A 26,954-nucleotide genomic window follows, 5' to 3' on the forward strand; every position below is an offset into this window, starting at 1 on the left:
CGCACCTGGCCCTTTAATCGCGGGACGCGGGCCGACGGGCCGAGGGGGAGGGAGCGCGCCGGCCCGCGGGCCAGACGCTACCTACGTAGAGGCGAGCTTGCGCGGTGGACGCGCCGGGCGGAGTCTTCCCCACTCCGCCCGGCACCACACCACCGTAGAACATACGTTCGAATGAAGCAACCCGGGTCAGCCGACCGGCGCGGACCACTCCAGCTTCAGGCCACCGGCGGGGACGGCTTCGATCGTGAAGTGCCCGCCGACGGCTTCGGCGCGGTCACCGAGGTTGCCCAGCCCGCTCGGCGAGACTTCGGCGGGCAGCCCCTTGCCGTCGTCGGCCACGACGATCCGCAGGACGTCGTCCTTCACCACGACCGAGACCGACAACGCCGAGGCCTCCGCGTGCCGGACGGCGTTGCTGACCCCTTCGCGCACCACCGCCTCGGCGTGCTCGGCCAGCTGCGTGGGCAGGGCGTCGAGCGGGCCGGACATGCTGACCGTCGGGTGCAGCGGAGCGTCGTCGGTCAGCTCGGCGATCGCGTCGTGCAGGCGGTGCCGCAGCCGCAGCCCCGTCTCCCCCGCCGCGCCGCCGTGCAGGTCGAAGATGGCGGTGCGGATCTCCTGGACGATCTCGTGCATCTGCTCGATGCTGTCCCCGAGCCGCTTCTGCAGCTCCGGCGACTTGGTCCGCCGCTGCGTGCTCTGCATCGACAGGCCCACCGCGAACAGCCGCTGGATGACGTGGTCGTGCAGGTCGCGGGCAATCCGGTCACGATCGCCGAGCACGTCCAGCTCGCGGGCGGTCCGCTGCTGCGCGGCCATCTGCAGCGCCAGCGCGGCCTGGTCGGCGAAAGAGGCCACAACCGATAGCTGGGCCGACTCGAACGACGCCGCTCCCGGCTCCCGGACGGCGATGAGCACGCCGGTCGTGCGGTCACCCGCGCGCAGCGGCACCACCAGCGCCGGCCCGAAGGCGTAGTCCCCCAGTTCCAGCTCCGGAACGCTCCGCGGCGTCCGGTCCCGGTACACCGCGCCGGGCAGACTGCCTTCGACGTCGATGTGCAGACCCGACAGCTCGGTAGCCCGGACCCCCGCGCAGACGGTCACCGTCAGGTCGTCGACGTCGTCGCCCCAGTCCTCGTCGACGTCGAGCCGCCCGGAGTTGGGCAAGGCGAGCATGGTGACGTCCGATCCGGTCAGTTCCAGCGCCCGGCTGGCGATGATGTCGAGCGCCTCCGCCGGGTCGGTACCGCCCAGCAGTTCGGTCGTCACCTCACTGGTCGCGGCCAGCCACTGCTGCCGCACCCGCGCCTGCTCGTAGAGGTGCGCGTTCTCGATCGCGATCCCGGCCGCGGCGGCCAGGGCCTGCACGACGACCTCGTCGTCGTCGGTGAACTGCTCGCCGTTCTTCTTCTCCGTCAGGTACAGCCGGCCGAACACCTCATCCCGCACCCGCACCGGCACCCCGAGAAAGGAGTGCATCGGCGGGTGGTGGGCGGGGAAGCCCACCGACGCCGGATGGGCGGAAATCTCTTCCAGCCGCAGCGGCTTCGCCTCCTCGATGACCACGCCGAGGACGCCGTGGCCTTCGGGCAGGTCGCCGATCAGCGTGCGGGTCTCGTCGTCGATCCCGAGGTAGATGAACTCGGACAGGGAGCCGTCTTCGGCGAGTACCCCGAGTGCGCCGTACTTCGCCTCGCCGAGCTCGATGGCGGCCTGCACGATGCGCCGCAGCGTGGTGTCCAGTTCCAGTCCGGACGCGACGGCCAGGACCGCGTCGAGCAGGCCGTCCATCTTGTCGCGGGTCCCGATCAGCAGCTCGATCCGGTCCTGGAGGTCACGGAGGACCTCGCGCAGCCGCAGCCCGGAGAGCGTCCCCGCCATCCGCCGGGGCCTGTCCTCCGGGTGCTGCCCTGGTTCGTTCACCGACACCGCGCCCACGACCTCCGCACCGTCCGTTCCGACCTCGCCCTGGTGACTTTCTCCCCTTTCCGCAGCCTCGCCACGCGAGAGACCGTCGGAGGAAGCTTTCGGAACCACAGTGTGCCGCGCGGCGGCACGAGGGGAAACCATGACACTACCCATCACCGCGATCGGCCTGCTGGACCCCGATCAGGTGAAGTCGGTGATCGGCGCCGCGATGCTCGCGCCGTCGACGCACAACACGCAGCCGTGGCGGTTCCGCTGCACACCCGCGGGCCTCGAACTGCACGCCGATCCGGACCGCGCCCTGCCCGTGGCCGACGCCGACCAGCGGGAACTGCTGCTCTCGTGCGGCGCAGCGCTGTTCAACCTGCGCACCGCCATCAACGCCCTCGGCGCACACCCGGCCACCACGCTGCTGCCGCGCCGCGATGACCCCACGCTGCTGGCCCTCGTCCGGCCGTTCGCGGCCCGGCGTCCCGACCCCCGGTTGGTCCACCTGGCCGACGCGATCCCTCGCCGGCACACGAACCGGACACCGTTCGGCACGGACACCATCCCCGCACCGATGGTCGCCGAACTACGGCACGCCGCCGAAGTCGAGCAGGCGTGGCTGCCGCGGCTGGACGCTCACCAGCTGGAAGGCCTGCGAGAGCTGGTGCACAAGAGCCACCAGGTGCAGGTTTCCGACCCGGCGTTCGTCGCCGAGTGGCGATACTGGACGGCGCGCGCCCCAGGCAGCCGGGACGGCGTCCCCGAGTACGCGGCCGGCGCGATGCCCTCCGACAACGGCGGCTGGGTGCTGCGGGACTTCGGTGCGCGGCGGCGCGGCCGACCCGACGAGTCGGAGCCGCTGGTCGTGGTCATCGGCTCCTTCGACGACACCCGGATCGACCGGATCCGGGCCGGTCAGGCCATGCAGCGGGTGCTGCTGACGGCCACGGCCGCCGGGCTCGACGCGTCGTTCATCTCCCAGCCGGTCGAGGTTCCCGCGGTGCGGAGGGAGCTGCGCGCCCTGCTCGGCGGGGGGCTGTGGCCGCAGATCGTGCTGCGCCTCGGCCGCGGCGCACCGGTGCCGTGGACCCCGCGCCGGTCCCTGGCCGACGTCCTGCTGGAGCCGGAGCGGACGAGCGCTTAGTGTCCCTGCTTGCGCAGTTCGGTGGCGAGGACGTCGATCTGGAAGCGGCCGCTCAGGCGCTCGCGCCTTCGAGCGTTTCCGCCGGGAACGGTCCTGCTCGTTTCCACGGCGGACTCGCACCTGGGGGCGGCGTGCCCACCCACTCGCCCGTGACTTTGTCCTTGGGCGCCGTCCCGAGCAACGTGCGGAATCCAGCTTCGGTTGCGCACTCGCGGACGAGCCTGGCGACGTAGGCCGGGGTGTAACCGTAATCGTTGTGTCGTTCGTCGTACAGGCAGTACTTCTCGTCCGTCTTTTCCGGATGCGCGTCGCCCGTCGGCGGACGGACTTCGAGCTTCTTCCAAGACTTGGCGAACAGGTTCGCGTTGAAGCAGAAGGGGATCTGTTCTTGCACCGCTTTGGCAGCTTCAGTCGGTCTCAGCAGTCCATGTCCGACGACAGGTCGCTTGCGCTCCCGGACTACGACGTACCCCTTTCTCCCGATCGCCTCGATAGTGGCGCGCTGTTCGTCCGTCAGGTCGTCGTAGCGGGTGAATTGGACAGCGAGGGCGTCGGGGTCCTTCGGAGCAAGTTCCTGAAGGACGCGTAATCGGAAGTCGTACCGCGGGTCCCGGGCGGTCGACTCGTCGAGGCCGGCGTCGTATTCGGCGATGAAGGTGCGCAGCGCGGCGGGAAGCCGAGAACGCATCCGGCGTAGCGTTCGCTCTCCCTCATCGGTGAAGCTGCCGACGAAGACCGGGAAACGCAGGCGGGTAGCCAGCGAGGAGCCGACTCCGAACTGGCCGGTGAGTTCCTCCTCGTAGTTCAGCAGAAGCGCCTGACTGTGGCCGCCGACGGCTGCCGTGAGAGCTTCCTGTTGCCGGGCGTACCGATGCTCGATCTTGTTGCGCAATCCGATGAAGAACGTGAGATTGGCTCGGACCGGGTCCTTCTCATCGGACCACCGATGCCGCACACAGCGGGCCAAGTCCCAGCGCTTTGGTTCACCGTCGATCCGCTCGACACGCCGAGCACGCCCCTGGAGGTGCCAATATCGGAAGTCGACGCCGTTCCGGGTGAGTTCGCCGTGCAGGAGATAAAGCCAGGCCAGGTGCATGTGGACGACGAACCCCTCGAACGACCTGGTCTCCGCCGGGTCGTTGTACAGCCGCACAGCCAACTGGGCTTCGTCCCGGGATGCGTCGACCATGTGCATGAATCGAGGTCGCGGTGCCACGTGCTCCACCTCGCGAAGGTTCGCTGATCGTGCAGATAAGGCCATTCTTTTCGAGCAAGGCGGCCGTATCGACAGTCTCGCGGGTTCCACCGGGCGACAATCGGTCAGGTCTCGCCGAACGGCAATCCCGACGGCTTGCCACCCATGCACTCAAGATCGGACTTCCAGGCCCCGGTGTTACGGACCGTCAGGTCCGTAACACCGGTTCCAAGCGTCTTAACCGTTCTGGTTTCGCAGTTCGGTGGCGAGCACCGCGGCCTGAGTTCGCCGCTCCATCCCCAGCTTGGTGAGCAGCCGGGAGACGTAGTTCTTGACCGTCTTCTCGGCCAGGAACATCCGCTCGGAGATCTGCCGGTTGGTCAGGCCCTCGCCGATCAGCTCCAGCAGCTTCTTCTCCTGGTCCGAGAGGTCCGCCAGCGGGCCCTTCTTGGTCTGGCTGTCGCGCAGCTTCGCCATCAGGGCGGCCGCGGCGTGCGCGTCGAGCAGGGACTTGCCCGCCCCGACGTCCCGCACCGCAGAGACCAGGTCCATGCCCTTGATGTCCTTGATGACGAACCCGCTCGCCCCGGCCATCACGGCGTCCAGCATCGCCTGCTCATCGGTGTACGACGTGAGCATCAGGCACTTCAGCTCCGGCAGCTTCGAGCGCAGCTCACGGGCCAGTTCGATGCCGTTACCGTCGGGCAGCCGCACGTCCAGCACCGCCACGTCGGGGTTGAGCGCCGGGATCCGGGCCAACGCCTGAGACACGCTGCCGGCCTGCCCGATCACAGTCAGTTCCTCGTCCTCGTCCAGCAGGTCGGCGACGCCACGACGAACGACCTCGTGGTCATCGACGAGAAAAACCCGGAGCATCTCCGACCTCCTGTGCGCGGAAAAGTTCGACGGAGATCAGAGTACGACCACAGGGCCCCCGATGGCAGGGACCGGGGACCGTCCGGGAAGTGACCAAGGACCCTCTCGCCGAAGCTGCCCCGGGCCCGATGCTTCCGTGGTCAACATCGTCCGTGCGAGCAGGAGAACCGGATGAGCAACCTCGACCTGGCGCGATGGCAGTTCGGGATCACCACCGTCTACCACTTCATCTTCGTCCCGCTGACCATCGGGCTGTCCTTCCTGGTCGCCGGGATGCAGACCGCCTGGGTGCGCACCGGGAACGACCGCTACCGCCGGATGACGAAGTTCTGGGGGAAGCTGTTCCTCATCAACTTCGCCATGGGCGTGGCGACCGGCATCGTGCAGGAATTCCAGTTCGGCATGAACTGGTCCGACTACAGCACCTTCGTCGGCGACATCTTCGGCGCGCCCCTGGCCATCGAAGGGCTGCTGGCGTTCTTCCTCGAATCGACGTTCCTCGGCCTGTGGATCTTCGGCTGGGACAAGCTGCCGAAGAAGCTGCACCTGGCCACGATCTGGATCGCCTCGATCGGCACCGTGCTCTCGGCGTACTTCATCCTCGCCGCCAACTCCTGGATGCAGCACCCGGTCGGCTCGATCGTGAACCCGGCGACCGGCCGCGCGGAGCTCAAGGACTTCGGCGCCGTGCTGACCAACTCCACCGCCGTCGGCGCCTTCGCCCACACGATCACCGCGTGCTTCCTCACCGCCGGAATGTTCGTCGTCGGGATCAGCGCCTGGCAGCTCCGCAAAGGCCACGCGACGGACGTCTACCGGCCGTCGATGAAGCTCGCGCTGGTCACCGTGCTGATCGCGAGCCTGGGCGTCATCGTCACCGGTGACCTGCAGGCCCGGCTGATGACCGAGCAGCAGCCGATGAAGATGGCCGCCGCCGAAGCGCTCTACGACACCGTCGCGCCCGCCTCGTTCTCGCTGTTCACCATCGGCTCGCTCGACGGCTCCCAGGAGAAGTTCTCCATCCGCGTCCCCGGCGTGCTCTCCTTCATGGCCACCGGGAAGTTCGACGGCCGGGTGGAGGGCATCAACGACCTGCAGGCCGCCGAACAGCAGCAGTACGGTCCGGGCGAGTACCGGCCGAACATCCCCGTCAGCTACTGGACGTTCCGCCTGATGATCGGCTTCGGCTTTCTGTGCCTGCTGATCTCCCTGGTCGGGCTGTGGCTGTTCCGCCGCGGCCGCACCCCGCGCGCCCGCTGGTTCTTCCCCGCCGCGACCGCCGGGCTCGCGCTGCCGTTCCTGGCCAACAGCGTCGGCTGGATCTTCACCGAAATGGGCCGCCAGCCCGGGTCGGTGTTCGGCGTGCTCAAGACCGCCGACTCCGTCTCCCCCACCGTTTCCGCCGGGACCGTGCTGACCTCGCTGATCGTGTTCACCGTGCTCTACGGCGTGCTCGCGGTCGTCGACGGCGTCCTGATGGTCCGCTACGCCAAGGCCGGTCCCCCACCACCCGAAGCCCCGAGCGAAGAAACCGATTCCGACGAGCCGCGCCCCGCGGCCTTCGCCTACTGACGGAGCACCGCCATGGCCCTCACCGACATCTGGTTCCTGCTCATCGCGGTCCTCTGGACCGGCTACTTCGTCCTCGAAGGCTTCGACTTCGGCGTCGGCACCCTGCTGCGTGTCCTCGGCGGCGACGACACCGACCGCCGCGTGCTGATCAACACGATCGGCCCGGTCTGGGACGGCAACGAGGTCTGGCTGCTCGTCGCCGGCGGCGCCACCTTCGCCGCCTTCCCGCTCTGGTACGCCAGCCTGTTCTCCGGCTTCTACCTGGCGCTGCTGCTCGTGCTCGTCGCGCTCATCCTGCGGGGTGTCGCGTTCGAGTTCCGCGGCAAGATCGACAGCCCACGCTGGCGCAACGCCTGGGACTGGATCATCGTCTTCGGCTCCGCCGCCCCGGCCCTGCTGTGGGGTGTCGCCTTCGGCAACATCGTCCACGGCGTCCCGCTCGACGCCCAGCACCACTTCACCGGCACGTTCTTCACCCTGCTCAACCCGTACGCGCTGCTCGGGGGCCTGGCCACGCTCAGCCTGTTCACCTTCCACGGCGCGGTGTTCCTCACCTTGAAGACGACTGACGCCATCCGCGACCGCGCCCGGACATTGAGCCGCGCGCTCGGCGGCGCGGCGATCGTGTTCGGCGGCGTCTTCCTCGCCTACACCGCCGTCGAGCACGGCGGCTGGACGTGGCTGACGTCGCTGGTGGCGGCCCTGCTGCTCGCCGCCGGAGTGCTGTTCGCCGCCGGGGAACGCGACGGGTACGCCTTCGCGAGCACCGCCGGCGCGATCATCGCAGTCACCTTCACGCTGTTCTGGTCGCTCTACCCGAACGTGCTGCCCTCGACCACCGACCCGGCCTTCGGCCTGACCACGACGAACGCGTCGTCGACGCCGTACACGCTGCAGATCATGACCTGGGTCGCGGTCGCCTTCACCCCGATCGTGCTCGCCTACCAGACCTGGACGTACTGGGTGTTCCGCAAGCGGATCAGCCGTACCTCGATCCCCGCCGGCGGCGGCCTGCCCGCAGCCCGCCGATGAGGCCCCTCGACCCGCGGCTGCTCCGCCACGCGAGCGCGGTCCGGCCGTTCATCGTGGCCTGCGCGGGCCTCGGCGTGCTCACCGCGATGCTGGTCCTCGCCCAGGCCGAACTGCTGGCCAAGACGATCACCTGGGCGTTCCTCGACGGCGCGACGCTGCGCGCGCTTCTGGCCCCGGTCGGGCTGCTGGCCCTGGTGGTGCTGGCCCGGTCCGGCCTCGCGTGGCTGTCGGAGACGACCGCGCACCGCGCCGCGGCCCGCGCGCTTTCGCAGCTGCGGGAGACCGTGATCGGCGCCGCGCTGCGGATCGGGCCCCGGCAGGCGGACCGATCTCCCGCCGAGGTCGCATCCCTGGCCACGCACGGCGTCGACCGGCTCGAAGGCTACTTCGCCCGGTACCTGCCGCAGCTGCTCATCGCCGCGGTCGTGCCGCTGGTGGTCGGCGTGCGGATCCTGGCCGCGGACTGGGTCGCCGCGGTGATCGTGGGTCTCACGGTGCCGCTCATCCCGATCTTCATGATCCTCATCGGGCTCTACACCCAGCGCGACGTCCAGCGGCAGTGGAAGACACTGTCCGTGCTGGGCAACCACTTCCTCGACCTCGTCGCCGGGCTCGCCGAGCTGACCGCGTTCGGCCGGGCCCGCGCCCAGCTGCGCTCGCTACGGGAAATCACCGAGAAGTACCGCACGCACACCATGCGGACCCTGCGCGTCGCATTCCTCTCCGCACTCGCCCTCGAACTGCTGGCCACGCTGTCGGTCGCGGTCGTCGCCGTGTCGATCGGCCTGCGCCTGCTCGCCAGTGAACTCGACCTGCAGACCGCCCTCGTCGTGCTGATCCTCGCCCCGGAGGTCTACCTGCCGCTGCGGGCGGTCGGCGCGCGGTTCCACGACAGTGCCGAAGGCCTCGCCGCCGCCGAAGAGATCATCGCGCTCGCCGACACCCCCACCGGCGACGCTGGCACCCGCACGGTTCCCGACCTCGGCCAGGTGGCGTTGCGCTGCGAAGACGTGACGGTCGAAGGCCGGTCGGGACCGATCCTGGACGGGTTCACGCTGCGCATTCCCGCCGGCGAAGTCGTCGGGATCACCGGTCCGAGCGGCGCGGGGAAGTCGACGCTGCTGGACGTCCTGCTCGGCTGGCGGCGGCCCGGCTCCGGCCGGGTCGTGCTCGGCGACACCGACCTGGCCGAGATCGGCCGCGCCACCTGGCACCGGCACCTCGCCTGGGTGCCGCAACAACCCCACCTCGTCGCCGGGACAGTGGCGGAGAACATCCGGCTGGGCTCCCCCGACGCGACCGACGACGCCGTGCTCGCCGCCGCGGACACCGCGGCACTCGACGTCCCGCTGTCCACCGTGGTCGGCGAGCTCGGCGCCGGGCTGTCCACCGGACAGCGCCGCCGCGTCGCACTGGCCCGCGCGGTGCTGCTCGACCGGCCGCTGATCCTGCTCGACGAACCCACCGAAGGCGTCGACGCGGAAACCGAGGCGATCATCCTGGAGCGGCTGCCGGCGGTGCTCGCCGGCCGGACCGCGGTAATCGTCAGCCACCACCCCGCGGTGCTGGCCCGGTGTGACCGCGTCGTCCAGCTCGGCGGGGCGGCCGTTCTTCCCGCGGTGGCCCCAGACCCCGCCGCGGGGTCTGTCGCGGCTCGCCCGCCCGCCGCCGTCCCGGCACCCGCTCCCTCCACGGTGGACGGCTCGACCTCGAAGTGGCGGCCGCTGTTGGCGGCCGTGCGCCCGCACCGGTGGCGGCTCGCCCTGGCCTGTCTCGCCGCCACCGCCGCGCTGGGCTGCGGGGTCGCGCTCACCGCGACGTCGTCCTGGCTGATCGCGAGCGCCGCGCTGCACCCGCCCGTGCTGAGCCTCATGGTGGCGATCGTCGCCGTGCGAACCTTCGGCCTGGCCAAGGGCATCCTGCGCTACCTCGAGCGGCTGCTGTCCCACGACGTCGCCCTGCGAGCGTTGACCGAACTGCGCGTCCGGGTGTGGGACCGGCTGGTCCGCCTCGGCCCGGCCCGCACCGCCCGGCTGCGCCGCGGCGACCTGCTCCACTGTCTGGTGTCCGATGTGGACAGCCAGCAGGACGTCCTGGTCCGCGGCCTGGTGCCGGGGATTTCGACGTTCGCGGTGCTCCTCGGGACGTCGGTCACGCTGGGGGTGATCCTGCCGGGAGCCGGACTGGCGGCGGCCGTGGGGTTCTTCACCGCCGGGGTGCTCGCCCCGCTCGTCGCCGCGCTGACGGCCCGGCGGGCCCAGCGCGACACCGCCCGGCTGCGCACAGACCTGACCGCGGGCACCGTGGAGCTGCTGCAGGCCTCGGCCGACCTGATCGTCCACGACGCCGCGGCGCGCCGGCACTCCCGCCTGCGTGAGCTCGACGCCGGCCTGACCGCCCTCGCCCGGCGGTCGGCGGTCCAGCGCGGCCTCGGCACCGGGATCGCCACTCTCGGCGTCGGCCTCACGTCTCTGGTCTGTCTCGCCCTGGGCATCCTGGCCATGCACGCGGGCACCATTCCCGGGCCCGCGCTGGCCGTGCTGGCGCTGACCCCGCTCGCGACGGCCGAGCTGGTGGCGGGCCTGCCCGAGGCGGCGCAGCGGCTCCTCGGCGCCGGGCACTCCGCGCGCCGGCTCGCCGAGCTGGACGCCGTCCCGATTGCGCAGCCCGAACCCACCGCCACCGCGCCCGCCGCGGCCCACCTGGCCGCCGAACGTCTCGCCGTCCGCTGGCCCGGCGCCGAACGCAACGCCGTCGAAGGGGTCGACCTGCACATCGGCCCCGGTCACCGGCTCGCGCTGACCGGCCGGTCCGGCGCGGGCAAGAGCACGGTGATCGCGGCGCTGATGCGCTACCTGGTCCCGTCGTCCGGCCGCGTCCTGCTCGACGACGAGGACACCCTCGCGTTCGACGGCGACTCGGTGCGGGAGCAGATCGCCTGGTGCGGGCCGGATACCCACCTGTTCGACAGCACGCTTCGCGAGAACCTCCGCCTGGCCCGGCCGTCCGCTCCCGACACCGCGCTGATCGCCGCACTCGACCTGGCGCAGCTGGGCGGGTGGCTCTCGCACTTGCCCGACGGCCTCGACACGGCGCTGGGTGCGCACGGCGCCCCGGTGTCGGGTGGCGAGCGCCAGCGCATCGGCGTGGCCCGGGCGCTGCTGTCGGACCGCCCGATCCTGCTTCTCGACGAGCCGACGTCCCATCTGGACGCGCCCACGGCCGCGGCTTTGGCGGCGGATGTGCTGACGGCGACGGAGGGCCGCTCGGCACTGGTGGTGACGCACCGCCCGGCCGAGTTCGTCACGCTGCCCACGATCGACCTCACGGCGGCACGCTCGTTGGGCGCCGCCTAGCAATCGCCAACATTCAAATTCGCAACCGGTTGGACGTGCCGCGCTTGTGAGGGATACTGGGAGAATGACGAGCAGCCGCGGCGAGGTCGTGAAAGCCTGGAAGACTCTTACGTTTCACCCTTCTCCCCCTGGCTGGCGTGTTCTCGCGATATACGGAGAAACCAGGTCGACGACTCCGGTAGCAGGGTGGCTCGTCCAGGAGGCCTATTGGTACGACGAAAAATCGGAAACACTTGTGGAAGCTAGGCCGAATCAGCTCCCCCTTCGGCGGGTGATACCAGGCATCTGTATCGACGGCTGGAATTGGGAGGTCGATGCGATCGACTTCGAGCCAGGATCGGACACCTGGCGCGTGCTGGGACCGGAAGAACCGGACCCCAGCGATGCGGAATGGGCCGACGAAATCGCTCGGCGCGCCGACGCGAAAGCCAAACGTCACAGTGGTAGATCAGCAGACGCTTGACCAAGACAGTGTCCAGGCCCAGCCACAATCGCCGAAGCGGCGCACTGATGGGACCAAGCTTCAGAAGCTCATGGTTTCGACAGCGGTACCCACCAAATCAGCTCGCGCTCGCGCACCTCGGCCAGTCCGCCACGGCGACCGGCCAGCTCGGCGAGCCTGGCCAAGTCCGCCTCCGGCGTCCCGTCGAGCGGGTTGCCTCCGTCGTGGGCGAGGACCACGCTCAGCCGCTCCGCGCCCGAGCGCACCGCCACCTGGACCGCGCCCGCGCCGGTGTGCCGGGCGATCACCCGCAAACCCTCGCGTAACGCCGTGACCAGCGCGTCGGCGAGCTCCTCCGAGGCGATCGCGTCGAGCTTGCCCGAGAATTCCGTCGAAGCGGCGAGCCCGAACTCCTCGCCGGCCACCGACAGCACCTCCAGAACCCGGTCGCGCACGGTCGCCGTGGTGCGGGGCAGTACGTCGTCCAGCTGGAACACCGTTTCGCGGATCTGGGTGATCACGTCGTCGAGGTCGGCGATCGACGTCCGCACCCGGCGCGCGACCACCTCCGAGCGGGCCGCTCCGGCGGTCGTCTGCAGCGACAGGCCGATCGCGTACAGCCGCTGCACCACCTGGCTGTGCAGCTCGGCCGCGATCCGGTCGCGCTCGTCGTAGAGCTCGCTGCGCTGCTGTTCCGCGCGGGCGTCGGCCAGCTCGATCGCCACCGACGCCTGACCGGCGAACCCGGCCGCCATCTCGAGGTCGTCGGCGGTGAACCCGCGGCGGCCGATCTTCCTGGCCGCGGTCAGCACGCCGGTCACCTGCCCGGCGCCGGTCAGCGGGACGACCAGCACGGCGTCGAGATCCGTCCGCAACGGCGCGGACACCTCCTGCCGGGACTGCCGGTCGATCCACGACCCCACCACCGGCGCACCGCTGGCGAACACCTGCCCCGACATCGTGCCCTCGACGTCGACGACGGCTCCCTCCAGCTCGGCCGCGCCGCTGCCGACGGCGACCTCGATCCGGAGCCCGTCGCCGGCCGGGCGCAGCACGGTGACCAGGTCGGCGTCGGCGAGGTCGTGGGTGTGCGTGGCGATCAGCTCCAGCGGACGGCCGGACCCGGTCGAGAGGAGTTCGCGCATGATCGCCGTCGACGCCGCCAGCCACTCCTGCTGCTTGCGCGCGGTTTCGTAGAGCCTCGCGTTGTCGATGGCCTGCCCGGCGGTCGCGGCCAGGGCCAGCGCGAGCTGCTCGTCCTCCGCGGTGAATTCGCCGTGCCGGCACTCGGTGAGGTAGAGGTTGCCGAACACGACCCCGCGCACGCGGATCGGCACGCCCAGGAAGCTGCCCATCGGCGGGTGCTCGTCGGGAAACCCGGACGAGCGCGGATCGTGGGCGATGTTCACCAGCCGGATCGGACGAGGGTCCTCCACGACGGCCCCGAGCAGCCCCTTGCCTTCCGGCAACCGCCCGACCCTGGCCACCGTTTCGGCGTCCATGCCGACGTGGATGAACTCGACGAGCTGCCCGTCCGGCCCGATCACGCCGAGCGCCGCGTACCGGGCGCCCAGCAGGTCCCGCGCCGCCTCGACGATCCGGCGCAGCAGCGTCGGCAGCGCGAGGTCGCCGGTCACCATCTGGCTCGCGTGCAGCAGCCCGCGAAGCCGGCCCTGGGTGCCCATCACCTCCTGGGCGCGGTCGACGAGTTGGGCCAGCAGCTGGTCCAGTTCCATCCGCGGCAGATCTGGGAAGGTCAGCCGCTCCGGGTCCGTCTGGTTCCTCGGGTCTTCGCCTGGCCAGCTCACATTGACCGCTTCCGGTTCGCCCGCCGGCTGCCCGCGCGACGGTGCCGGACCAGTCTCCCGCTCCCGCCCGGGGGGCGGTCAAGCCGTCACGCGGGTCGATTCCGCAAATTGTTCACCGGATCCGGCTGCGATGGCCGACAGTCGGCGTAGGCAGACTGGTCCAAAGAGGACAACTCCGCGGGCCCGCCGCGCCGGTGACCGCCGCGGCCGGTGGGACCGCGGTGGTCACCCCTCACCCCTCCCAGGTCCAGTCGCGGATCTCGGGCAGGTCCTCACCGTGGGTCCGGATCCAGCGGCGGTGCTTGCCCTGGGCCTCGGTCATCTTCTGCCGCAGCACGCCGGCCGTCGCGACCAGGCCCGGCACCCGGTCGATCACGTCGATCACCAGCTGGAACCGGTCCATGTGGTTGAGCACCAGCATGTCGAACGGCGTGGTCGTGGTGCCATGCTCGGTGTAGCCGCGCACGTGCATGTCGTGGTGGTTCGTGCGGCGGTAGGCCAGGCGGTGGATCAGCCACGGGTAACCGTGGTAGGCGAAGATCACCGGCCGGTCCGGGGTGAACAACGCGTCGAACTCGCGGTCGCCGAGCCCGTGCGGGTGCTCGGCCTCGGGTTGCAGGCGCATCAGGTCGACAACGTTCACCACCCGCACCGCCAGGTCCGGGAGCTCTTCCCGGAGAATCTTCGCCGCGGCGAGGACTTCCAGCGTCGGGGCGTCACCCGCGCAGCCGAGGACGACGTCCGGTTCGCGGTCGGTGTGCGTGCTCGCCCACTCCCAGATGCTCACGCCCCGGGCGCAGTGCAGCGCGGCCTGCTCGGCATCCAGCCAGTTCGGCGAGTCGTTCTTGCCCGCCACGACGACGTTCACGTAGTCCCGGCTGCGCAGGCAGTGCGCCGACACCTCCAGCAGCGTGTTGGTGTCCGGCGGGAAATAGATCCGCACGACCTCGGAGCTCTTGTTCGCGATGTGGTCGACGAACCCGGGGTCCTGGTGGGAGAAGCCGTTGTGGTCCTGCCGCCACACGTGCGAGGTGAGCAGGTAGTTCAGCGACGCCACCGGGCGCCGCCACGGGATCTGGCGGTGCACCCGCAGCCACTTGATGTGCTGGTTCACCATCGAGTCCACGATGTGCACGAACGCCTCGTAGCAGTTGAACAGCCCGTGGCGGCCCGTCAGCAGGTAGCCCTCGAGCCAGCCCTGGCACAGGTGCTCCGAGAGCACCTCCAGCACCCGGCCGTCGGGCGACAGGTGCTCGTCCACCGGCTCGACCGCCGCCTGCCACTCCTTGTCCGTGACGTCGTAGACCGCGTCGAGCCGGTTGGACGCCGTCTCGTCGGGGCCGAAGAGGCGGAAGTTCGCCCGGTCGGCGTTGAGCATGAAGACGTCGCGCAGGAACCGGCCCAGCGCGCGGGTCGGTTCGGCCACCGTCGCCCCCGGTGACGGGACGGCGACGGCGTGGGCCGCGGTGTCGGGCAGCGTGAGCGGGCGCAGGAGGATGCCGCCGTTGGCGTTCGGGTTCGCGCCCATCCGGCGCTCCCCCGCCGGGATCATCGCCGTGACGTCCGCGACCGGGCGGCCGTGGTCGTCGAACAGCTCCTCCGGGCGGTAGGAACGCATCCACTCTTCCAGCTGGCGCAGGTGCTCCGGGTTGCGCCGGACCTCGGCCAGCGGCACCTGGTGCGCCCGCCAGGTGCCTTCCACCGGCTTGCCGTCCACAACGGACGGTCCGGTCCAGCCCTTGGGGCTGCGCAGCACGATCATCGGCCACGCCGGCCGCTCGTGGCGGCGGCGGATCACCGCGAGATCGGCGATCGCCGAATCCAACGCGGCGGCCATCGCCTGGTGCATCGTCTCGGGGTCGCTGCCTTCGACGTAGATCGGCTCGTAGCCGTACCCGCGCAGCAACGCGTCGAGTTCGGCCGGGGCGATGCGGGACAGCACGGTCGGGTTGGCGATCTTGTAGCCGTTGAGGTGCAGGATCGGCAGCACCGCACCGTCGCGGACCGGGTCGAGGAACTTGTTGGCGTGCCACGACGTCGCGAGTGGGCCGGTCTCGGCCTCGCCGTCGCCGATCACGCACGCGACCACGAGGCCCGGGTTGTCGAACGCCGCGCCGTACGCGTGGGCGAGCGAGTAACCGAGCTCGCCACCTTCGTGGATCGAGCCCGGAACCTGCGGCGCCACGTGACTGGGCACGCCGCCGGGGAACGAGAACTGCTTGAACAGTTCCCGCATGCCGGCCGCGTCCTGCGTGACCTCGGGCCACGCCTCGGTGTAGCTGCCTTCGAGCCAGGTGTTGGCCAGCAACGCCGGACCGCCGTGGCCCGGGCCGGTGACGAACATGGCGTCCAGGTCGTGGGTCAGGATGGCCCGGTTGAGGTGGGCGTAGACGAAGTTGAGGCCGGGTGAGGTCCCCCAGTGCCCGAGCAGTCTCGGCTTGACGTGCTCGGGCCGCAGCTCCTCGCGCAGCAGCGGGTTCGCCATCAGGTAGATCTGGCCGGCCGAGAGGTAGTTCGCAGCCCGCCAGAGGGCGTCCACCTGCGCGAGCTCGGTGCGGCCCAGCACCGCCGGGCGAGCGTCGACGGCGGTCACTTCTTCCGCTCCGGGCGGACGACGAGCACCGGGCACTGGGCGTGCTGGACCAGCGCCTGGCTGGTCGAGCCGAGGAGCATCCCGGTGAAGCCGCCGCGACCGCGGCTGCCGACGACGACCAGCTGCGCGGTCTCGCTCGCCTCGAGCAGAGCGTGCCGTGGCCGGTCGCGGACCAGGAGGCGGCGGACCTCGACATCGGGGTACTTCTCCGGCCAGCCCGCCAGCCGCTCGGTCAGCAGCCGCTCCTCGCCCTCTTCCAGGGTCTCCGGCTGGGTGAGGATGCGGGCCGTGCCGCGCGTGTCCTCGTAGGTGATGTCGTTCCAGGCGTGCACCGCGACCAGCGGCACACCGCGCAGCGACGCCTCCTCGAACGCGACGGCGATCGCCTGCTCGCTGTTCGGGCTGCCGTCGACACCGACCACGACCGGTCCCGAATCCGGGAGCGTCGTGGTGCCCCGCCGACCGCGGATGACGGCGACCGGCCCGTGCGCGTGGCTCGCGACCGTGGCCGCGGTGCCACCGACCAGCATCTCGGCGAACCCGCCGGTCCCCGTCCGGCCGACCACGAGCATCCGGGCGTGCCGGGACTCCTCGATCAGCATCGGCACCGGCGGGTCGTTGGGCAGCTCGGTGGTGATCACCAGATCCTTGTCGATCGACGCGGCCAGGGTGCGGGCGTCGGCGATGGCGCGTTCGCCGTCGGCCTGGACCGCCTCGAACAGCGTGGCCGCGCCGATCCCGGTCATGCCCCCGCCGTAGTAGAGGCCGGCGACCTGCAGGCCGTGCACGATCCGGAGTTCGAGGTGACGCAGGGAGGCGATCTTCGCCGCCCACGCGACGGCGGCGGTCGAACCCGCCGAGCCGTCCACGCCGACGGTGATCCTCGGGTCGGTGGTGCTCATCGGTGCTGCTCCTCACCCGCGTAGGCGGTGTCGGCGGCGACGACGCCGGGCACGGCGAGCGCCAGCAGCTGCGCGACGTGCCGGTCGGTGTCGTCGTCGAACTGGTCGGTGATGTGGACGTAGCCGTCGCGGACGTCGATCTTCCAGCGGCCGCTGCCGCCGTAGATCTCCAGCCGGTGCTTGACGTCCCGGGCGATGTCGGTGTCTTCCCGTGCGAGCACGCGGACGATGTCGCCGCGGGTGACGATGCCGACGACGGCCGAGCCGTCGACGATCGGCATCGCGCGGATCCGGGCGTCCACCAGCGCCTGGCACAGGTCGGCGACGTCGGTGCCGGAGTCCATCGCGGTGGCGGGGCTGGTCATCACGTCCCCGACCGTCTTGCCCGCGACGGCGGCTTCGCGGTGTTCGTGGGCGTGCCGGGGGTCGGCGGGGATCCGGCCGCGGATCAGGTCGGCCTCGGTGACGATGCCGATCAGGCGCTCGTCGTCGTCGACCACCGGGAGCGCGGTGAAGCCGTGCATGGACAGCAGCTCGGCCGCCTCCTTGGCGGTCGTCCACGGCTGCACGGCGATCACCGGCGCGGTCATCAGGTCGCGTGCTCGCATCGGGGGGTTCCTGCCTTTCGTGTCACTTCCCAACCTAGGAAGGCGGGACCCGGGGCACCGCTGGCGTCGGTCACCGGTCGGGAGGACTTACGTCCCTTCGCCGGGCAACGTCCACAAAGGACGAAAGTCCTGCCGGGCGGGGTCGTTCCTCACGGCTTCGCCAAGCGGTGCCGGGCGAGCAGCGCGAGCCCGAGCAGCACGACCACCAGTGCCACGGTCACCCACTGGACCGGGGCCCGCACCCCGATCACCCCGAACTGGATCGCGAGCCAGCCGGTGAGCACCGCACACGCCGCCAGCGCCGCGATCGGCGCGCGGAAGTCGATCCGCCACGCGAACACCGAAGCCCAGGCCAGGGACCCGCCGATGACGAGCGCCAGCGCGAGCCCCGGCAGCACCCAGCTGGTCAACCCGAGCGGCGCCAGCCAGGCGACGGGCATCGTGAAGCCCGGCGCGCCGGCCATCAGGGAGATCCCGCCGTACACCGCGCTCGCGGCCAGCACCGTCTCGAAGGTGGCCAGCAGCCGCATCGTCGCACGCGTTCGCAGGGTGGTCACGGTTCTCCCCCGACCTTCTGGGGCCGTACGACCGCCACCGGGCACGGCGAGTGCGCGATCAGCGCCTGGCTCGTCGAGCCGAGCAACATGCCGGTGAACCCGCCGCGGCCGCGGCAGCCGACCACGATCAGCTGCGCCTGCTCGCCGAGTTCCAGCAGGGTCCGCACCGGGCGTCCGCGCATGACCCGGAGCTCGATCGACAGGTCCGGGTACTTCTGCTGCCAGCCCACGACCTGCTCGGCGAGCTTGGCGCGCTCCGCCGTCGCGATCTCCGCCGAATCCTCCTGCAGCGGGTGCGGCCGGAGCATGCCGTCGGCGAGGACGTCGCTCCAGGTGTGCACCGCGACGAGCCCGGTGCCGCGCAGCCGCGCCTCTTCACAGGCGAACGCGAGCGCGGCCTCGCTGTCAGGCGAGCCGTCGGCGCCGACGAGCACCGGCCCGCTGACCGGCGGCGGGTCCTGCGGCATCCGGCCGCGGACGACGACGATCGGGCAGTGCGCGTGCGCTGCCACCGCGACGGCGGTCGAGCCGACGAGCAGGCCGGTGAACCCGCCCAGCCCACGCGAACCCAAAACCACCAGTTCGGCGTGCTGCGACTCCTGCACCAGGGCGGTGACCGGGCTCCACTCCCGGGCGGCCGTGGTGACGTCAAGGCCGGGATGCTCGGCGAGCACCGCGGCCCGGGCGTCGGCGAGCCAGCCTTCGGCCCGCTCGGCCAGGCCCGCCCGGACCTGCTCGTGGGTCCCGAACGCGACCGGGGCCTTCACGGGCGGCAGGGCGTAAATCTGCACGAGGCGCAACGGCCGGCCGCGGCGGACGGCCTCGGCCCCGGCCCAGACGGCGGCACGCAGCGCCGAACTCGACCCGTCGATCCCGGCGACGACGGCGCCGTCAGTGAAGCCGTGCATGGCTGTTCTCCTCGTGGATGAGCTGTTGGACCCGGTCATAACGGTGGCGGGCGCGTTCCTCGGCGGCTTGTTCCTCTTCGGCGGTCAGCACGACTGCGTCAGGGCCGGGGAAGACCGTCGACACGTGGTCGTCGGCGGTCCAGCGGACGACGTACGGGGGCGTGCCGTCGGCCGAGTGGACCTCGAGGATCCGGCCCCGCTGTTCGGGTGCGTCGACCCGGGGGCCCTTGATGACGAGCCAGTCGCCCGGCTTCGCGTGCATGGCCTTTCCCTCTCTCAGACGTCCACAGTGGATGGTTCGGGCGTGGTGGGCGTTCCGGGGTGCCGCGACGCGCGGTGCGCGGCGACCCCGATCAGGACGGCGCCGCCGGCCAGCACCACGGCCCCGGAGAGCAGCAGGCCGAAGGCGATCCAGCCGAGGGCGGGTGCGGTGGCTCCGGCCTCGGCGCGCACGGAGATCCCGCGCGAGGCGTCGGCGTTCATCACGACCGCGGTCCACTGCCCGTCGCGCACCGGCCAGCCGATGCTCTGCGTACCCGCGCCGGACGCGCTCACGACCCAGATCCCGGCGTCGCCGGGCGGAACGGCCGGAGCGCCGCCCGGATGGGTCCGGTCGCCGGGAGCCGTGTACTCGGTGGCGGCCAGGTACCGCTCGACGGCGTCGGTCCGGCCGATGCCCACGAAGACCGGGCGGCTGTCCGTGCCGGTGGCGCGGATCCGGACGTCACCGACGATCGCGGCCACCTTCGGCGTGGACACGCCCTGCAGCCGCACGGGGTCGCTCGCGACGGCGTAACCGCTCGCGACGACCGTGGTGGACGCCGTCAGGTAGCCGTCGGCGTCCCGCTGGGTGCGGTCGGCCCAGAGCAGGGTCGCGCCGCCGGTCAGCAGGCCCATCGAGCCCAGCACCAGCACCGCGCCCGAGATCGCGGCGACGATCCGCCCACCGGTCCAGCCGGACGGCCCGGCCGGGTGCGCCTGCGGGTGCGGCGGCTCGTGGCCGGCTTCGGCGCCGCCCATGTCGAGCCGGAACGGCGGGTACTCGTCGGTCATCAGCGACACGTAGGCCGCCACCCGCAGCACCCAGCGGTCCATGCCGAGGACGAAGTCGAAGATCGGCCGCGGGTAGCGGCCGGTGAACAGCAGCACCACCCCCGCCACCAGGACGAGCACGCCCACCAGACCGCCGGCCGCCCAGGTGAAGTCATCGCTCCCGTCGCGGGCCGCCAGCCAGCTGCCACCGCCCACGAACACGCCGACGACGATGAAGTGCGGGATGGCCAGCAGCCACCACTTCACCAGTACCAGGCCGCGGGAAAGCCGTTCGGGGTAGGCGATCTCGAGCCGGGCCGGGTAGTCCGGGACGTCGGCCAAGGTGAACGGCGGGTACCGGTCGGTGCCGAGTGCGGCGTAGGAGTAGTACTGCACCCGCCAGCTCCAGCGCAGCACGCCGGAGGTGAAGTCGAACAGCGGCCGCGGGTACCGGCCGGTCACCAGGATCGCGAAGAACGCGGCGATCGTGACGAACGGGTAGGCGAACCACAGGAACGCCAAAACGACGTAGTGCGGCACGGCCAAGAGCCACTTGACCAGCCACAGCCAGCGGGAAAGGGGTTCGTCCAGGCTCGCTTCGACCCGGACGGGATAGGTCTTCGGGATGGTCATGACGTGCTCCTCACGACTTGGGCCAGTGCGGAGCCGATGTCCCGGCCCCACCCGCGGATCGACGGCCAGTCCCGGTTGTCGCCGTCCGCGACCCGCAGGGCGGCCACGACGGCGCGCTCGGGAAAGTGCAGCGAATGGCGGTCGATCTTCCCGCCGAACAGCCGGTGCCCGCGGGCTCCGAGCCGCTCGACCAGGTCCTCGACCGCGACCGGCTCTTCGGCAGGCTCGCGCTGTTCACCGACGGGACCGCTGGAGAAGAGCCAGACCGGCACGCGGCGGAGTTCGTCCGAAAAGGACTCGACGAGCTTCCTCGCCGGCTCCAGCCAATGTCCCATGTAGACGGCGCTGCCGAGGACCACGGCATCGAAGCCCTCGACCGAGTGCACCAGGCCCGCGTCGCGGACCTCGACCAGCGGCTCGACCCCAGCATCGGTCAGCGCGGCGCCGACCGCGGTGGCAACGTTCTCGGCGATCTCCCTGGTGGCGCCATGCCGGGTGGCCACCGCGACGAGGATCTTCATGTCCTCACCGTCGCTTCTTCCCAGAGCTCGACGCCGACGACGCCGTAGACGGTCTTCGCCAGTGCGGTCACGACGCGCCGTTCGGCCTCGTCGGTGAAGGCGCCGCGGATCGTCACCATGCCGCCCGTGACGGAGATCGTCCAGCGGTCGCGGTGACCGGAGTAGTCGGACAGCAGCGCGTTGAGGTGCGAAGCGATGGAGTCGTCCTGGCGCACCAGCGGGCTGAGCATGTCGCGGCGGCTGACGATGCCGACGAGCACGCCGTCGTCGACCACCGGGATGCTGCGCAGCCGGTCGCCCAGCATCCGCCGGGCGATCTCGGTGACGTCGGTGTCGAGGCCGACGGTCTCGGCCGGCGTGGTCATCATCGAGCCCACCAGGAGGTGCGGCGCCGGGCCTTCGCCGGTGACGCCGCTGCGGAGCGCGTCGGCCTCGGTGAACATGCCGAGCACGGCGTCCTCGGCGCCCACCACCGGCAGGGCCGCGACGCAGTGCTCGGTGAGCAGCACGATGGCTTCGCGGACCGGCGTTCCCGGGCCGACCCGCACGACCGGCCTGGTCATGATGTCCCGTGCCTTCATGGCGGTTCCCTCGTTTCCGTTCAGTGCACGACCGCGACCGGGCAGGTCGCGTGCGCGAGCAGGGCGTTGCCAGTCGAACCCAGCACCCCGCCGGCGACCGGGCCGCGGCCACGGGTGCCCACGACGATCAACCGGGCTTCGGGGGCGGCGTCCAGCAGGGCGCGGGCCGGGCTGCGGTCCCGCAGCGCCTGGGCCGTGATCTCCAGCGCCGGGTACTTGCGGGCCCAGTCCGCGAGGTGCGCTTCCAGCTCCCGCTGCTCGGCGCGGCCGTCACCGGTGTGCCAGGCGTGCACGACGTGCACCCGGGCTCGCACCGCGGCGGCTTCCTCGAGGGCGAACCGGAGGGCGTGCTCGCTCGAACCCGACGGGTCGAACCCGACGAGCACCGGCCCGGTCCGGGTGGACCGGTGCTCGGGCACGACGACGACGGGGCACGAGGCTCCGGCCGCGACCCGCAGGGCGACCGAGCCGATCAGCGCGCCGCGCAAGCCACCGAGGCCGTGCGAGCCGAGGACGACCAGCGCCGCGTCGGCGGACTCCGCGAGCAGCAGGTCGACGGCGAGCCCGAGCCGGACCTGGGTCTCGACCCGCACGCCCGGAGCGTGCTCGCGAGCGATCTCCGCGGCGCGGCGGAGGAATCGGTAGACGTGCTCCAGCAGCAGCTCGGAGTCGTCGTGGGCCCGCGGTCGTCCGTCTTCGAAGACGCAGGCGTGCAGCAGCCGCAGCGTCGTGTCCCGGCGCACCGCTTCCGCGGCGGCCCAGCGGACCGCGGCGAGCGCGGCCGCCGAGGCGTCCACCCCGGCGACCACCGGGCGGGTCGCGGTTGCCGTCATCACGTCCTCCTCGGGTTCGGTCACCCCGGCAGCATGGGCGTCCGGCGTACTCACGGGTCAGAGCACGAAGTCCTTTTCGCCGGGGACCAAATCCGCCTGTCCCGCGACCGCGGGACGCCGACCCTGGTTGCCATGACCGAAACCGATCTGCTCATCGACCACTTCCTGCCGCACCCGCATTTCGAGCTGGTGCGCACCGCCGTCGTGGACGCGCCGGTGAAGGACACCTACGCCGCCGCGCGCGAACTCGACTTCACGGACGTCCGCGGCGGCGTCGTCACGGCCGCCGGCTGGGTGCGCGCGCTGCCCGAGCGCTGGCGCAACCGGCGGCACGGCCCACCGCGGAAACCGACCCGGCTCACCCCCGACGACCTCGACACCGGCTCGGAGTGGGCCCTGCTCGGCGAGCGGCCGGGCAGCGAGTTCGCGCTCGGCGTCGCGGGCAAGTTCTGGAAACCGGTGATCCCGTGGCGCCGCGTCGAGGCCGACGAGTTCGCCGGCTTCGAAGAGCCCGGCTACGGGAAGATCGTCATGGCCGTGTCGACCCTCCCGTACGGCCCGCACCGCACGCTGCTGACGGTGCACACGCGGGTCGCGATGACCGACCCGGAGAGCTGGCTGAAGTTCCGCCGGTATTGGCGGCTCTCCCGGCCCGCCATCGGATCCGTGCACACCGCCCTGGTCCGCACGATCGCCGTGAGCGCCCGGAAACAAGCGCTCACGGCCTACGCGCGCACTGATCAGACCTGACGTTCACCGGCTGGCTGCCGAGGCTCGTCCTCGGCGGCCGGGACGACGTCCTCCTCGTTCTCCTTGATCGCGTGGTGCTCGACCGCGTACAGGTAGCGGCCCAGCGCCGGGCCGCGGCGGCCGCGCTCGGCGACGTCCCGGCGAGCCTCGGCTTCGATGACGGCCTTTTCCTTGTCGTCCATGGTTCTCTCCTCCTGTCGGTTCAGCGCGGCAGCAGGGTCGCCGCGTGGTCGGGAACGTAGGTCTGCAGCCGCCGGTCGGGCCGGAAGTAGCCGGTCGGCTCGGGGCGCGGCGGCAGCGAAACCGCCGGGCGGGACACCTCGTGGTAGGGCACGCTGGAGAGCAGGTGCGCGATCATGTTCAGCCGCCCGCGCCGCTTCTCCTCGCTTTCCACCACGTGCCAAGGGGATTCCGCGGTGTCGGTGTGCACGAACATGTCGTCCTTCGCCCGCGAGTAGTCCTCCCAGTGGGTCACGGACTGCAGGTCGACGGGCGAGAGCTTCCAGCGGCGCATCGGATCGTCGATCCGCGCGGCGAACCGCCGTTCCTGCTCGTCGAGGCTGACGGAGAACCAGTACTTACGCAGCAGGATGCCGTCGTCGACGAGCAGCCGTTCAAAGATCGGGGTTTGCTGGAGGAACCGGCGGTGCTCTTCGGGGGTGCAGAACCCCATCACGCGCTCGACGCCGGCGCGGTTGTACCAGCTGCGGTCGAACAGCACGATCTCGCCCGCGGCGGGCAGGTGCTCGATGTAGCGCTGGAAGTACCACTGCGTGCGCTCGCGCTCGGTCGGGCTCGGCAGTGCCGCGATCCGCACCACGCGCGGGTTCAGGTGCTCGGTGACGCGCTTTATGGTGCTGCCCTTCCCGGCGGCGTCGCGTCCTTCGAACACCACGACCAGGCGGACGCCTTCGTGGCGCACCCACTCCTGGAGCTTGACCAGCTCGGCCTGCAGCCGCAGGAGCTCCCGTTCGTAGACCGGGCGCGGGATCCCCGACTTCTTCCTGTCCGCCATGCTTCGACGGTACGAAGCGGACACCCGCGCGGGCTGCGGCCGGACGTCGGCGCCACGAAGGTCTTTGGTCCCTCCCCCGAGGGGCGGTGCGGCCCTCCCCCGGCGGTCACCTGCCCCAGGTGCGGCCCGTACCCGACGAGGCCGGACTACGCCGACGGGAGCGTGAAATACGCTTCCTCCTCCTGCGCGAAGTGCAGCGTCAGCACCGCGTCCAGGCCGTAGAGCGTGGCACGGAGGTCGTCGACCTGGTCGGGCTGGATGCCGTCCGGCGCCTCCGCGAGGTGCCGCTGCAGCCGCCGGGCGAGCCGGCCGATCTCGGCGTGGGCGCGGCTCATCGTGACCGTGGCCTCCGGGCCGCCCAGCGCGGGGGCCAGCGCCGGGTACAGCTCGGTTTCCTCGGCCTGCTCGTGCGGTAGCAGCTGCTCGGTCAGCAACCGGGCAGCCATGCGGACGGCACTGTCCGCGGCCGGAGTCGCACCCCCGGTCAGTGCGTCGGCCGCTTGCCGGACCGCGACCCGAGCGGGCAGCAGGCGTTCGTGCTCGGACTCGAACCGCCGCACCAGCTCGGCGGGCGCCGGGCCGCCGAGCTTCGCGCCGCCCAGCGCACGCAGCGCGTTCAAGATCACTACGACGTCGATGGCTTCCTGGACGAGGGCACCGGCGACCGGCACCAGGAAACCTCCCGCCGCAGCGAGCATGGCCAGCAGCGACAGCAGCGTCCCGGCCACGGCGCTCTGCACGGCGAGCCGGCGCGAGCGGCGGGCGATTTCCGCGGCGTCGGCGAGGCGGTCGAGCCGGTCGTCGAGGATCACCGCGTCCGCGGCCTGCGCCGCCGCGGTGGCACCCCGTGAGCCGAGCGCGACGCCGACGTCCGCCGCGGCCAGCGCGGGCGCGTCGTTGACGCCGTCCCCGGTCATCACCGTCACCCCGCGCGCGCTCGCGGCTTCGACCGCGCGGACCTTCTCCGCGGGCGTCACCTCGGCCTGCACGTCGTCGAGGCCGAGCATCGCCGCGACTTCGCGCGCGTTGTCGACCCGGTCGCCGGTGAGCAGCCGGATCTCGCCGATCCCGGCCGCGCGCAGCCGCCGCATCGTGCGCGCGGCGTCCGGCCGGATGGGGTCCTTCGCGAGCAACGCGGCCACGGGCTCACCGCCGACCTCCACCCACAGCACGGACGCGAGATCGAGCCGTCCCCGCCGGGCCGCGCCGCGCGCCCAGGCGGGCAGTTCCGTCCCGGCGGAAAGCCGGCCGACGCGGACCTCGTGGTCACGGACCCGGCCAGCGACGCCGGACCCCAGCTGTTCCTCGACCTCCTCGGCTGACGCGGGCGCCACCCCGGCCGACGCCGCGGCCCGCACCACGGCTGAGGCCAGCACGTGCGGCGAGTACTGCTCCACCCCGGCGGCGAAAGCGAGCACTTCGGCCGCGTCGTGGCCCGGCGCACAGACGACGTCGGTGATCTCGGGCCGGCCACGGGTCACGGTGCCGGTCTTGTCCATCAGCAGCACCGCGACCCGGCCGAGGGCTTCGAGCGCGGCGCCGTCCTTGACGACCACGCCCGCCTTCGACGCCCGGGACATGCCCCCGGTGATCGCGATCGGGACAGCCAGCAGCAACGGGCACGGCGTGGCGGTCACCAGCACGGCCGCCGCGCGTCCGGCTTCGCCGGTCAGCGCCCAGGCGAGCGCGGCGATCAGCAGGGAGGCGGGCAGGAACCAGACCGCGACGCGGTCGGCGACCCTGGCGACCCGCGCGGTGCGGGCCGCGGCCTGTTCGGCGAGCCGCACGACCCCGGCGTAGGCACTGTCGGCGGCGGCCGCGCTGGCCCGCACGTCGACCGCGGCGCCGGCGTTCACCACTCCGCTGTGGACGGTGTCGTCCACGGGCCGGGCCACCGGGAGGGGTTCGCCCGTCAGCGCCGACTCGTCGAAGGTCCCGCCGTCCGGCAGGACGCCGTCCACCGGCACGACCTCGCCCGGCAGCACGACGATCAGCTGCCCGGCACGCACGTCGTCGACGGGCACGGTTTCGTGCCCGGTCTCCGTGCGCAAGTGCGCCACGCGCGGCGCCCGGTCGAGCAGCGCGGTCAGGTTCCGGCTCGCCCGCCGCCGCGCGCCGGCTTCGAGCACCCGCCCGGTGGCGACCATGGCCGCGACGATCGCGCCGGCCAGGTACTCCCCAACCGCCACAGTGGCCACCAGGGCGAGGACAGCCAGCAGGTCGGCACCCCACCGCCGGGCCCCCAGATCGGCCGCGACCCACACGACCGCAGGCACCAGGGTGACCACGTCCGCGGTCGCCCACACGACGTTCGCGGCGATCGGCGCACCCGTCCACCACGCGACCCCGCCGGCGGCTACGAGGACCAGGACACCCGCGAGCAGCCCGAACTCCCGCAGCCTCGACCCGCTTTCTTCAGCACGCACAGCAGGCTTCGTCATCGGCGGTCGATCGCGCACAGCGGACGGCCGGGTGTGCGCGGGTTCTTCCTTGTGGGCGAACGGATCGATCGGCTGCGGCACGGCTTCCTCCCGGCGGTCGGAGATCCAGGTTCGGCCGGTTCTTCGTGCGGGGAAAGAGTCCAAGGGCCTCAACCGTCGGGCGCGGACGGGCCCGACGTCCCCGCGGTCGAAGCACTTCGGCCCTGGGAGCCCATGTCCGCCGCGGCGAACATGGGGACAG

The 26,954-nt window shown here is 71.6% G+C and carries 22 protein-coding genes; 5 read left to right on the forward strand and 17 right to left on the reverse strand.

What is annotated here, in order from left to right; translation table 11 throughout:
* Positions 1–186: 186 nt before the first annotated feature.
* Entirely contained in the window at positions 187–1,881 is a 1,695-nt protein-coding gene (locus tag ACLJQE_RS40865) for a GAF domain-containing protein (protein WP_410645066.1), read from the reverse strand.
* Positions 1,882–2,068: 187 nt separating this feature from the next.
* On the opposite strand from ACLJQE_RS40865, the gene ACLJQE_RS40870 reads away from it, so the two are divergent.
* Entirely contained in the window at positions 2,069–3,058 is a 990-nt protein-coding gene (locus tag ACLJQE_RS40870; protein ID WP_410645067.1) for an Acg family FMN-binding oxidoreductase, read from the forward strand.
* Between the two features lie 52 nt (positions 3,059–3,110).
* On the opposite strand, the gene ACLJQE_RS40875 is transcribed toward ACLJQE_RS40870, so the two are convergent.
* Positions 3,111–4,253 carry a DUF3644 domain-containing protein gene (locus ACLJQE_RS40875; RefSeq protein ID WP_410645068.1) on the reverse strand — a complete coding sequence of 381 codons (1,143 nt, stop codon included), beginning with the start codon at positions 4,251–4,253 and terminating at the stop codon, positions 3,111–3,113.
* Positions 4,254–4,490: 237 nt separating this feature from the next.
* Positions 4,491–5,129: a response regulator transcription factor gene (locus ACLJQE_RS40880; protein WP_410645069.1), complete on the reverse strand. Its 639-nt coding sequence runs from the start codon at positions 5,127–5,129 to the stop codon at positions 4,491–4,493.
* A gap of 171 nt (positions 5,130–5,300) precedes the next feature.
* Here ACLJQE_RS40880 and ACLJQE_RS40885 point away from each other — a divergent pair, with 171 nt between their 5' ends.
* The 3 genes from ACLJQE_RS40885 to cydD are packed head-to-tail and all read left to right on the forward strand — an operon-like array spanning position 5,301 to position 11,089.
* Positions 5,301–6,701 (forward strand): cytochrome ubiquinol oxidase subunit I, encoded by a 1,401-nt coding sequence (locus tag ACLJQE_RS40885; protein WP_410645070.1) that lies wholly within the window; start codon positions 5,301–5,303, stop codon positions 6,699–6,701.
* A 12-nt stretch (positions 6,702–6,713) separates the two neighbouring features.
* On the forward strand, positions 6,714–7,733 hold the full coding sequence (gene cydB, locus ACLJQE_RS40890) for a cytochrome d ubiquinol oxidase subunit II (protein ID WP_410645072.1): 1,020 nt from the start codon (positions 6,714–6,716) through the stop codon (positions 7,731–7,733).
* Positions 7,730–11,089, forward strand: coding sequence for a thiol reductant ABC exporter subunit CydD (gene cydD / locus ACLJQE_RS40895; protein ID WP_410645073.1), 3,360 nt, complete (start codon positions 7,730–7,732; stop codon positions 11,087–11,089). Before cydB ends, cydD begins: the two co-directional genes overlap by 4 nt.
* 531 nt (positions 11,090–11,620) lie before the next feature.
* On the opposite strand, the gene ACLJQE_RS40900 is transcribed toward cydD, so the two are convergent.
* The 11 genes from ACLJQE_RS40900 to ACLJQE_RS40950 all read right to left on the reverse strand — a co-directional run bounded on the left by ACLJQE_RS40900 (position 11,621) and on the right by ACLJQE_RS40950 (position 22,531).
* Positions 11,621–13,267, reverse strand: a complete 1,647-nt coding sequence (locus tag ACLJQE_RS40900; RefSeq protein WP_410645074.1) for a GAF domain-containing protein — start codon at positions 13,265–13,267, stop codon at positions 11,621–11,623.
* Between the two features lie 304 nt (positions 13,268–13,571).
* Positions 13,572–15,932 carry a phosphoketolase gene (locus tag ACLJQE_RS40905; protein ID WP_410645075.1) on the reverse strand — a complete coding sequence of 787 codons (2,361 nt, stop codon included), beginning with the start codon at positions 15,930–15,932 and terminating at the stop codon, positions 13,572–13,574.
* Positions 15,929–16,834: a universal stress protein gene (locus ACLJQE_RS40910; RefSeq protein ID WP_285450409.1), complete on the reverse strand. Its 906-nt coding sequence runs from the start codon at positions 16,832–16,834 to the stop codon at positions 15,929–15,931. The genes ACLJQE_RS40905 and ACLJQE_RS40910 overlap by 4 nt, the downstream gene beginning before the upstream one ends.
* Positions 16,831–17,442 carry an HPP family protein gene (locus tag ACLJQE_RS40915; RefSeq protein ID WP_410645076.1) on the reverse strand — a complete coding sequence of 204 codons (612 nt, stop codon included), beginning with the start codon at positions 17,440–17,442 and terminating at the stop codon, positions 16,831–16,833. Before ACLJQE_RS40915 ends, ACLJQE_RS40910 begins: the two co-directional genes overlap by 4 nt.
* A 149-nt stretch (positions 17,443–17,591) precedes the next feature.
* The gene (locus tag ACLJQE_RS40920) at positions 17,592–17,999 is read right to left on the reverse strand and encodes a hypothetical protein (RefSeq protein WP_410645077.1); all 408 of its coding nucleotides are present in this window, start codon (positions 17,997–17,999) and stop codon (positions 17,592–17,594) included.
* A complete protein-coding gene (locus ACLJQE_RS40925; RefSeq protein WP_410645078.1) occupies positions 17,996–18,907 on the reverse strand; it encodes a universal stress protein in 912 nt (303 codons plus the stop codon). The genes ACLJQE_RS40920 and ACLJQE_RS40925 overlap by 4 nt, the downstream gene beginning before the upstream one ends.
* Positions 18,891–19,169, reverse strand: coding sequence for a DUF1918 domain-containing protein (locus ACLJQE_RS40930; RefSeq protein ID WP_410645079.1), 279 nt, complete (start codon positions 19,167–19,169; stop codon positions 18,891–18,893). The genes ACLJQE_RS40925 and ACLJQE_RS40930 overlap by 17 nt, the downstream gene beginning before the upstream one ends.
* Positions 19,170–19,183: 14 nt before the next feature.
* Positions 19,184–20,572, reverse strand: coding sequence for a DUF4389 domain-containing protein (locus tag ACLJQE_RS40935; protein WP_410645080.1), 1,389 nt, complete (start codon positions 20,570–20,572; stop codon positions 19,184–19,186).
* Positions 20,569–21,093 (reverse strand): flavodoxin domain-containing protein, encoded by a 525-nt coding sequence (locus ACLJQE_RS40940; protein ID WP_410645081.1) that lies wholly within the window; start codon positions 21,091–21,093, stop codon positions 20,569–20,571. The genes ACLJQE_RS40935 and ACLJQE_RS40940 overlap by 4 nt, the downstream gene beginning before the upstream one ends.
* A complete protein-coding gene (locus ACLJQE_RS40945; RefSeq protein WP_410645082.1) occupies positions 21,090–21,674 on the reverse strand; it encodes a CBS domain-containing protein in 585 nt (194 codons plus the stop codon). Before ACLJQE_RS40945 ends, ACLJQE_RS40940 begins: the two co-directional genes overlap by 4 nt.
* 20 nt (positions 21,675–21,694) lie before the next feature.
* Positions 21,695–22,531, reverse strand: coding sequence for a universal stress protein (locus ACLJQE_RS40950; protein ID WP_410645083.1), 837 nt, complete (start codon positions 22,529–22,531; stop codon positions 21,695–21,697).
* Between the two features lie 108 nt (positions 22,532–22,639).
* Between ACLJQE_RS40950 and ACLJQE_RS40955 the strand changes: the two genes are divergently transcribed.
* The gene (locus ACLJQE_RS40955; protein ID WP_410645085.1) at positions 22,640–23,257 is read left to right on the forward strand and encodes a hypothetical protein; all 618 of its coding nucleotides are present in this window, start codon (positions 22,640–22,642) and stop codon (positions 23,255–23,257) included.
* Here the strand turns inward: ACLJQE_RS40955 and ACLJQE_RS40960 are convergent.
* From ACLJQE_RS40960 to ACLJQE_RS40970, 3 genes are all read right to left on the reverse strand, one after another.
* On the reverse strand, positions 23,248–23,439 hold the full coding sequence (locus tag ACLJQE_RS40960) for a hypothetical protein (protein WP_410645086.1): 192 nt from the start codon (positions 23,437–23,439) through the stop codon (positions 23,248–23,250). The genes ACLJQE_RS40955 and ACLJQE_RS40960 overlap by 10 nt on opposite strands.
* Positions 23,440–23,459: 20 nt before the next feature.
* Positions 23,460–24,272 (reverse strand): polyphosphate kinase 2, encoded by an 813-nt coding sequence (gene ppk2, locus ACLJQE_RS40965; protein ID WP_410645087.1) that lies wholly within the window; start codon positions 24,270–24,272, stop codon positions 23,460–23,462.
* 146 nt (positions 24,273–24,418) lie between these two features.
* Positions 24,419–26,698: a heavy metal translocating P-type ATPase gene (locus ACLJQE_RS40970; protein ID WP_410645088.1), complete on the reverse strand. Its 2,280-nt coding sequence runs from the start codon at positions 26,696–26,698 to the stop codon at positions 24,419–24,421.
* Between the last annotated feature and the right edge of the window lie 256 nt (positions 26,699–26,954).

The sequence above is a fragment of the Amycolatopsis sp. lyj-346 genome (assembly GCF_046548975.1).
In the GTDB taxonomy this organism is placed as follows: domain Bacteria; phylum Actinomycetota; class Actinomycetes; order Mycobacteriales; family Pseudonocardiaceae; genus Amycolatopsis.

Bases quoted from the DNA above. Each gene is read 5' to 3' on its own strand.
- ACLJQE_RS40940 (WP_410645081.1), bottom strand. From the start codon at position 21,093: ATGAAGATCCTCGTCGCGGTGGCCACCCGGCATGGCGCCACCAGGGAG.
- ACLJQE_RS40925 (WP_410645078.1), bottom strand. From the start codon at position 18,907: ATGCACGGCTTCACTGACGGCGCCGTCGTCGCCGGGATCGACGGGTCG.
- ACLJQE_RS40915 (WP_410645076.1), bottom strand. From the start codon at position 17,442: ATGCGAGCACGCGACCTGATGACCGCGCCGGTGATCGCCGTGCAGCCG.
- cydD (WP_410645073.1), top strand. From the start codon at position 7,730: ATGAGGCCCCTCGACCCGCGGCTGCTCCGCCACGCGAGCGCGGTCCGG.
- ACLJQE_RS40930 (WP_410645079.1), bottom strand. From the start codon at position 19,169: ATGCACGCGAAGCCGGGCGACTGGCTCGTCATCAAGGGCCCCCGGGTC.
- ACLJQE_RS40885 (WP_410645070.1), top strand. From the start codon at position 5,301: ATGAGCAACCTCGACCTGGCGCGATGGCAGTTCGGGATCACCACCGTC.
- ACLJQE_RS40865 (WP_410645066.1), bottom strand. From the start codon at position 1,881: ATGGCGGGGACGCTCTCCGGGCTGCGGCTGCGCGAGGTCCTCCGTGAC.
- cydB (WP_410645072.1), top strand. From the start codon at position 6,714: ATGGCCCTCACCGACATCTGGTTCCTGCTCATCGCGGTCCTCTGGACC.
- ACLJQE_RS40880 (WP_410645069.1), bottom strand. From the start codon at position 5,129: ATGCTCCGGGTTTTTCTCGTCGATGACCACGAGGTCGTTCGTCGTGGC.
- ppk2 (WP_410645087.1), bottom strand. From the start codon at position 24,272: ATGGCGGACAGGAAGAAGTCGGGGATCCCGCGCCCGGTCTACGAACGG.
- ACLJQE_RS40955 (WP_410645085.1), top strand. From the start codon at position 22,640: ATGACCGAAACCGATCTGCTCATCGACCACTTCCTGCCGCACCCGCAT.
- ACLJQE_RS40935 (WP_410645080.1), bottom strand. From the start codon at position 20,572: ATGACCATCCCGAAGACCTATCCCGTCCGGGTCGAAGCGAGCCTGGAC.
- ACLJQE_RS40945 (WP_410645082.1), bottom strand. From the start codon at position 21,674: ATGAAGGCACGGGACATCATGACCAGGCCGGTCGTGCGGGTCGGCCCG.
- ACLJQE_RS40910 (WP_285450409.1), bottom strand. From the start codon at position 16,834: ATGAGCACCACCGACCCGAGGATCACCGTCGGCGTGGACGGCTCGGCG.
- ACLJQE_RS40875 (WP_410645068.1), bottom strand. From the start codon at position 4,253: ATGCACATGGTCGACGCATCCCGGGACGAAGCCCAGTTGGCTGTGCGG.
- ACLJQE_RS40870 (WP_410645067.1), top strand. From the start codon at position 2,069: ATGACACTACCCATCACCGCGATCGGCCTGCTGGACCCCGATCAGGTG.
- ACLJQE_RS40960 (WP_410645086.1), bottom strand. From the start codon at position 23,439: ATGGACGACAAGGAAAAGGCCGTCATCGAAGCCGAGGCTCGCCGGGAC.
- ACLJQE_RS40900 (WP_410645074.1), bottom strand. From the start codon at position 13,267: ATGGAACTGGACCAGCTGCTGGCCCAACTCGTCGACCGCGCCCAGGAG.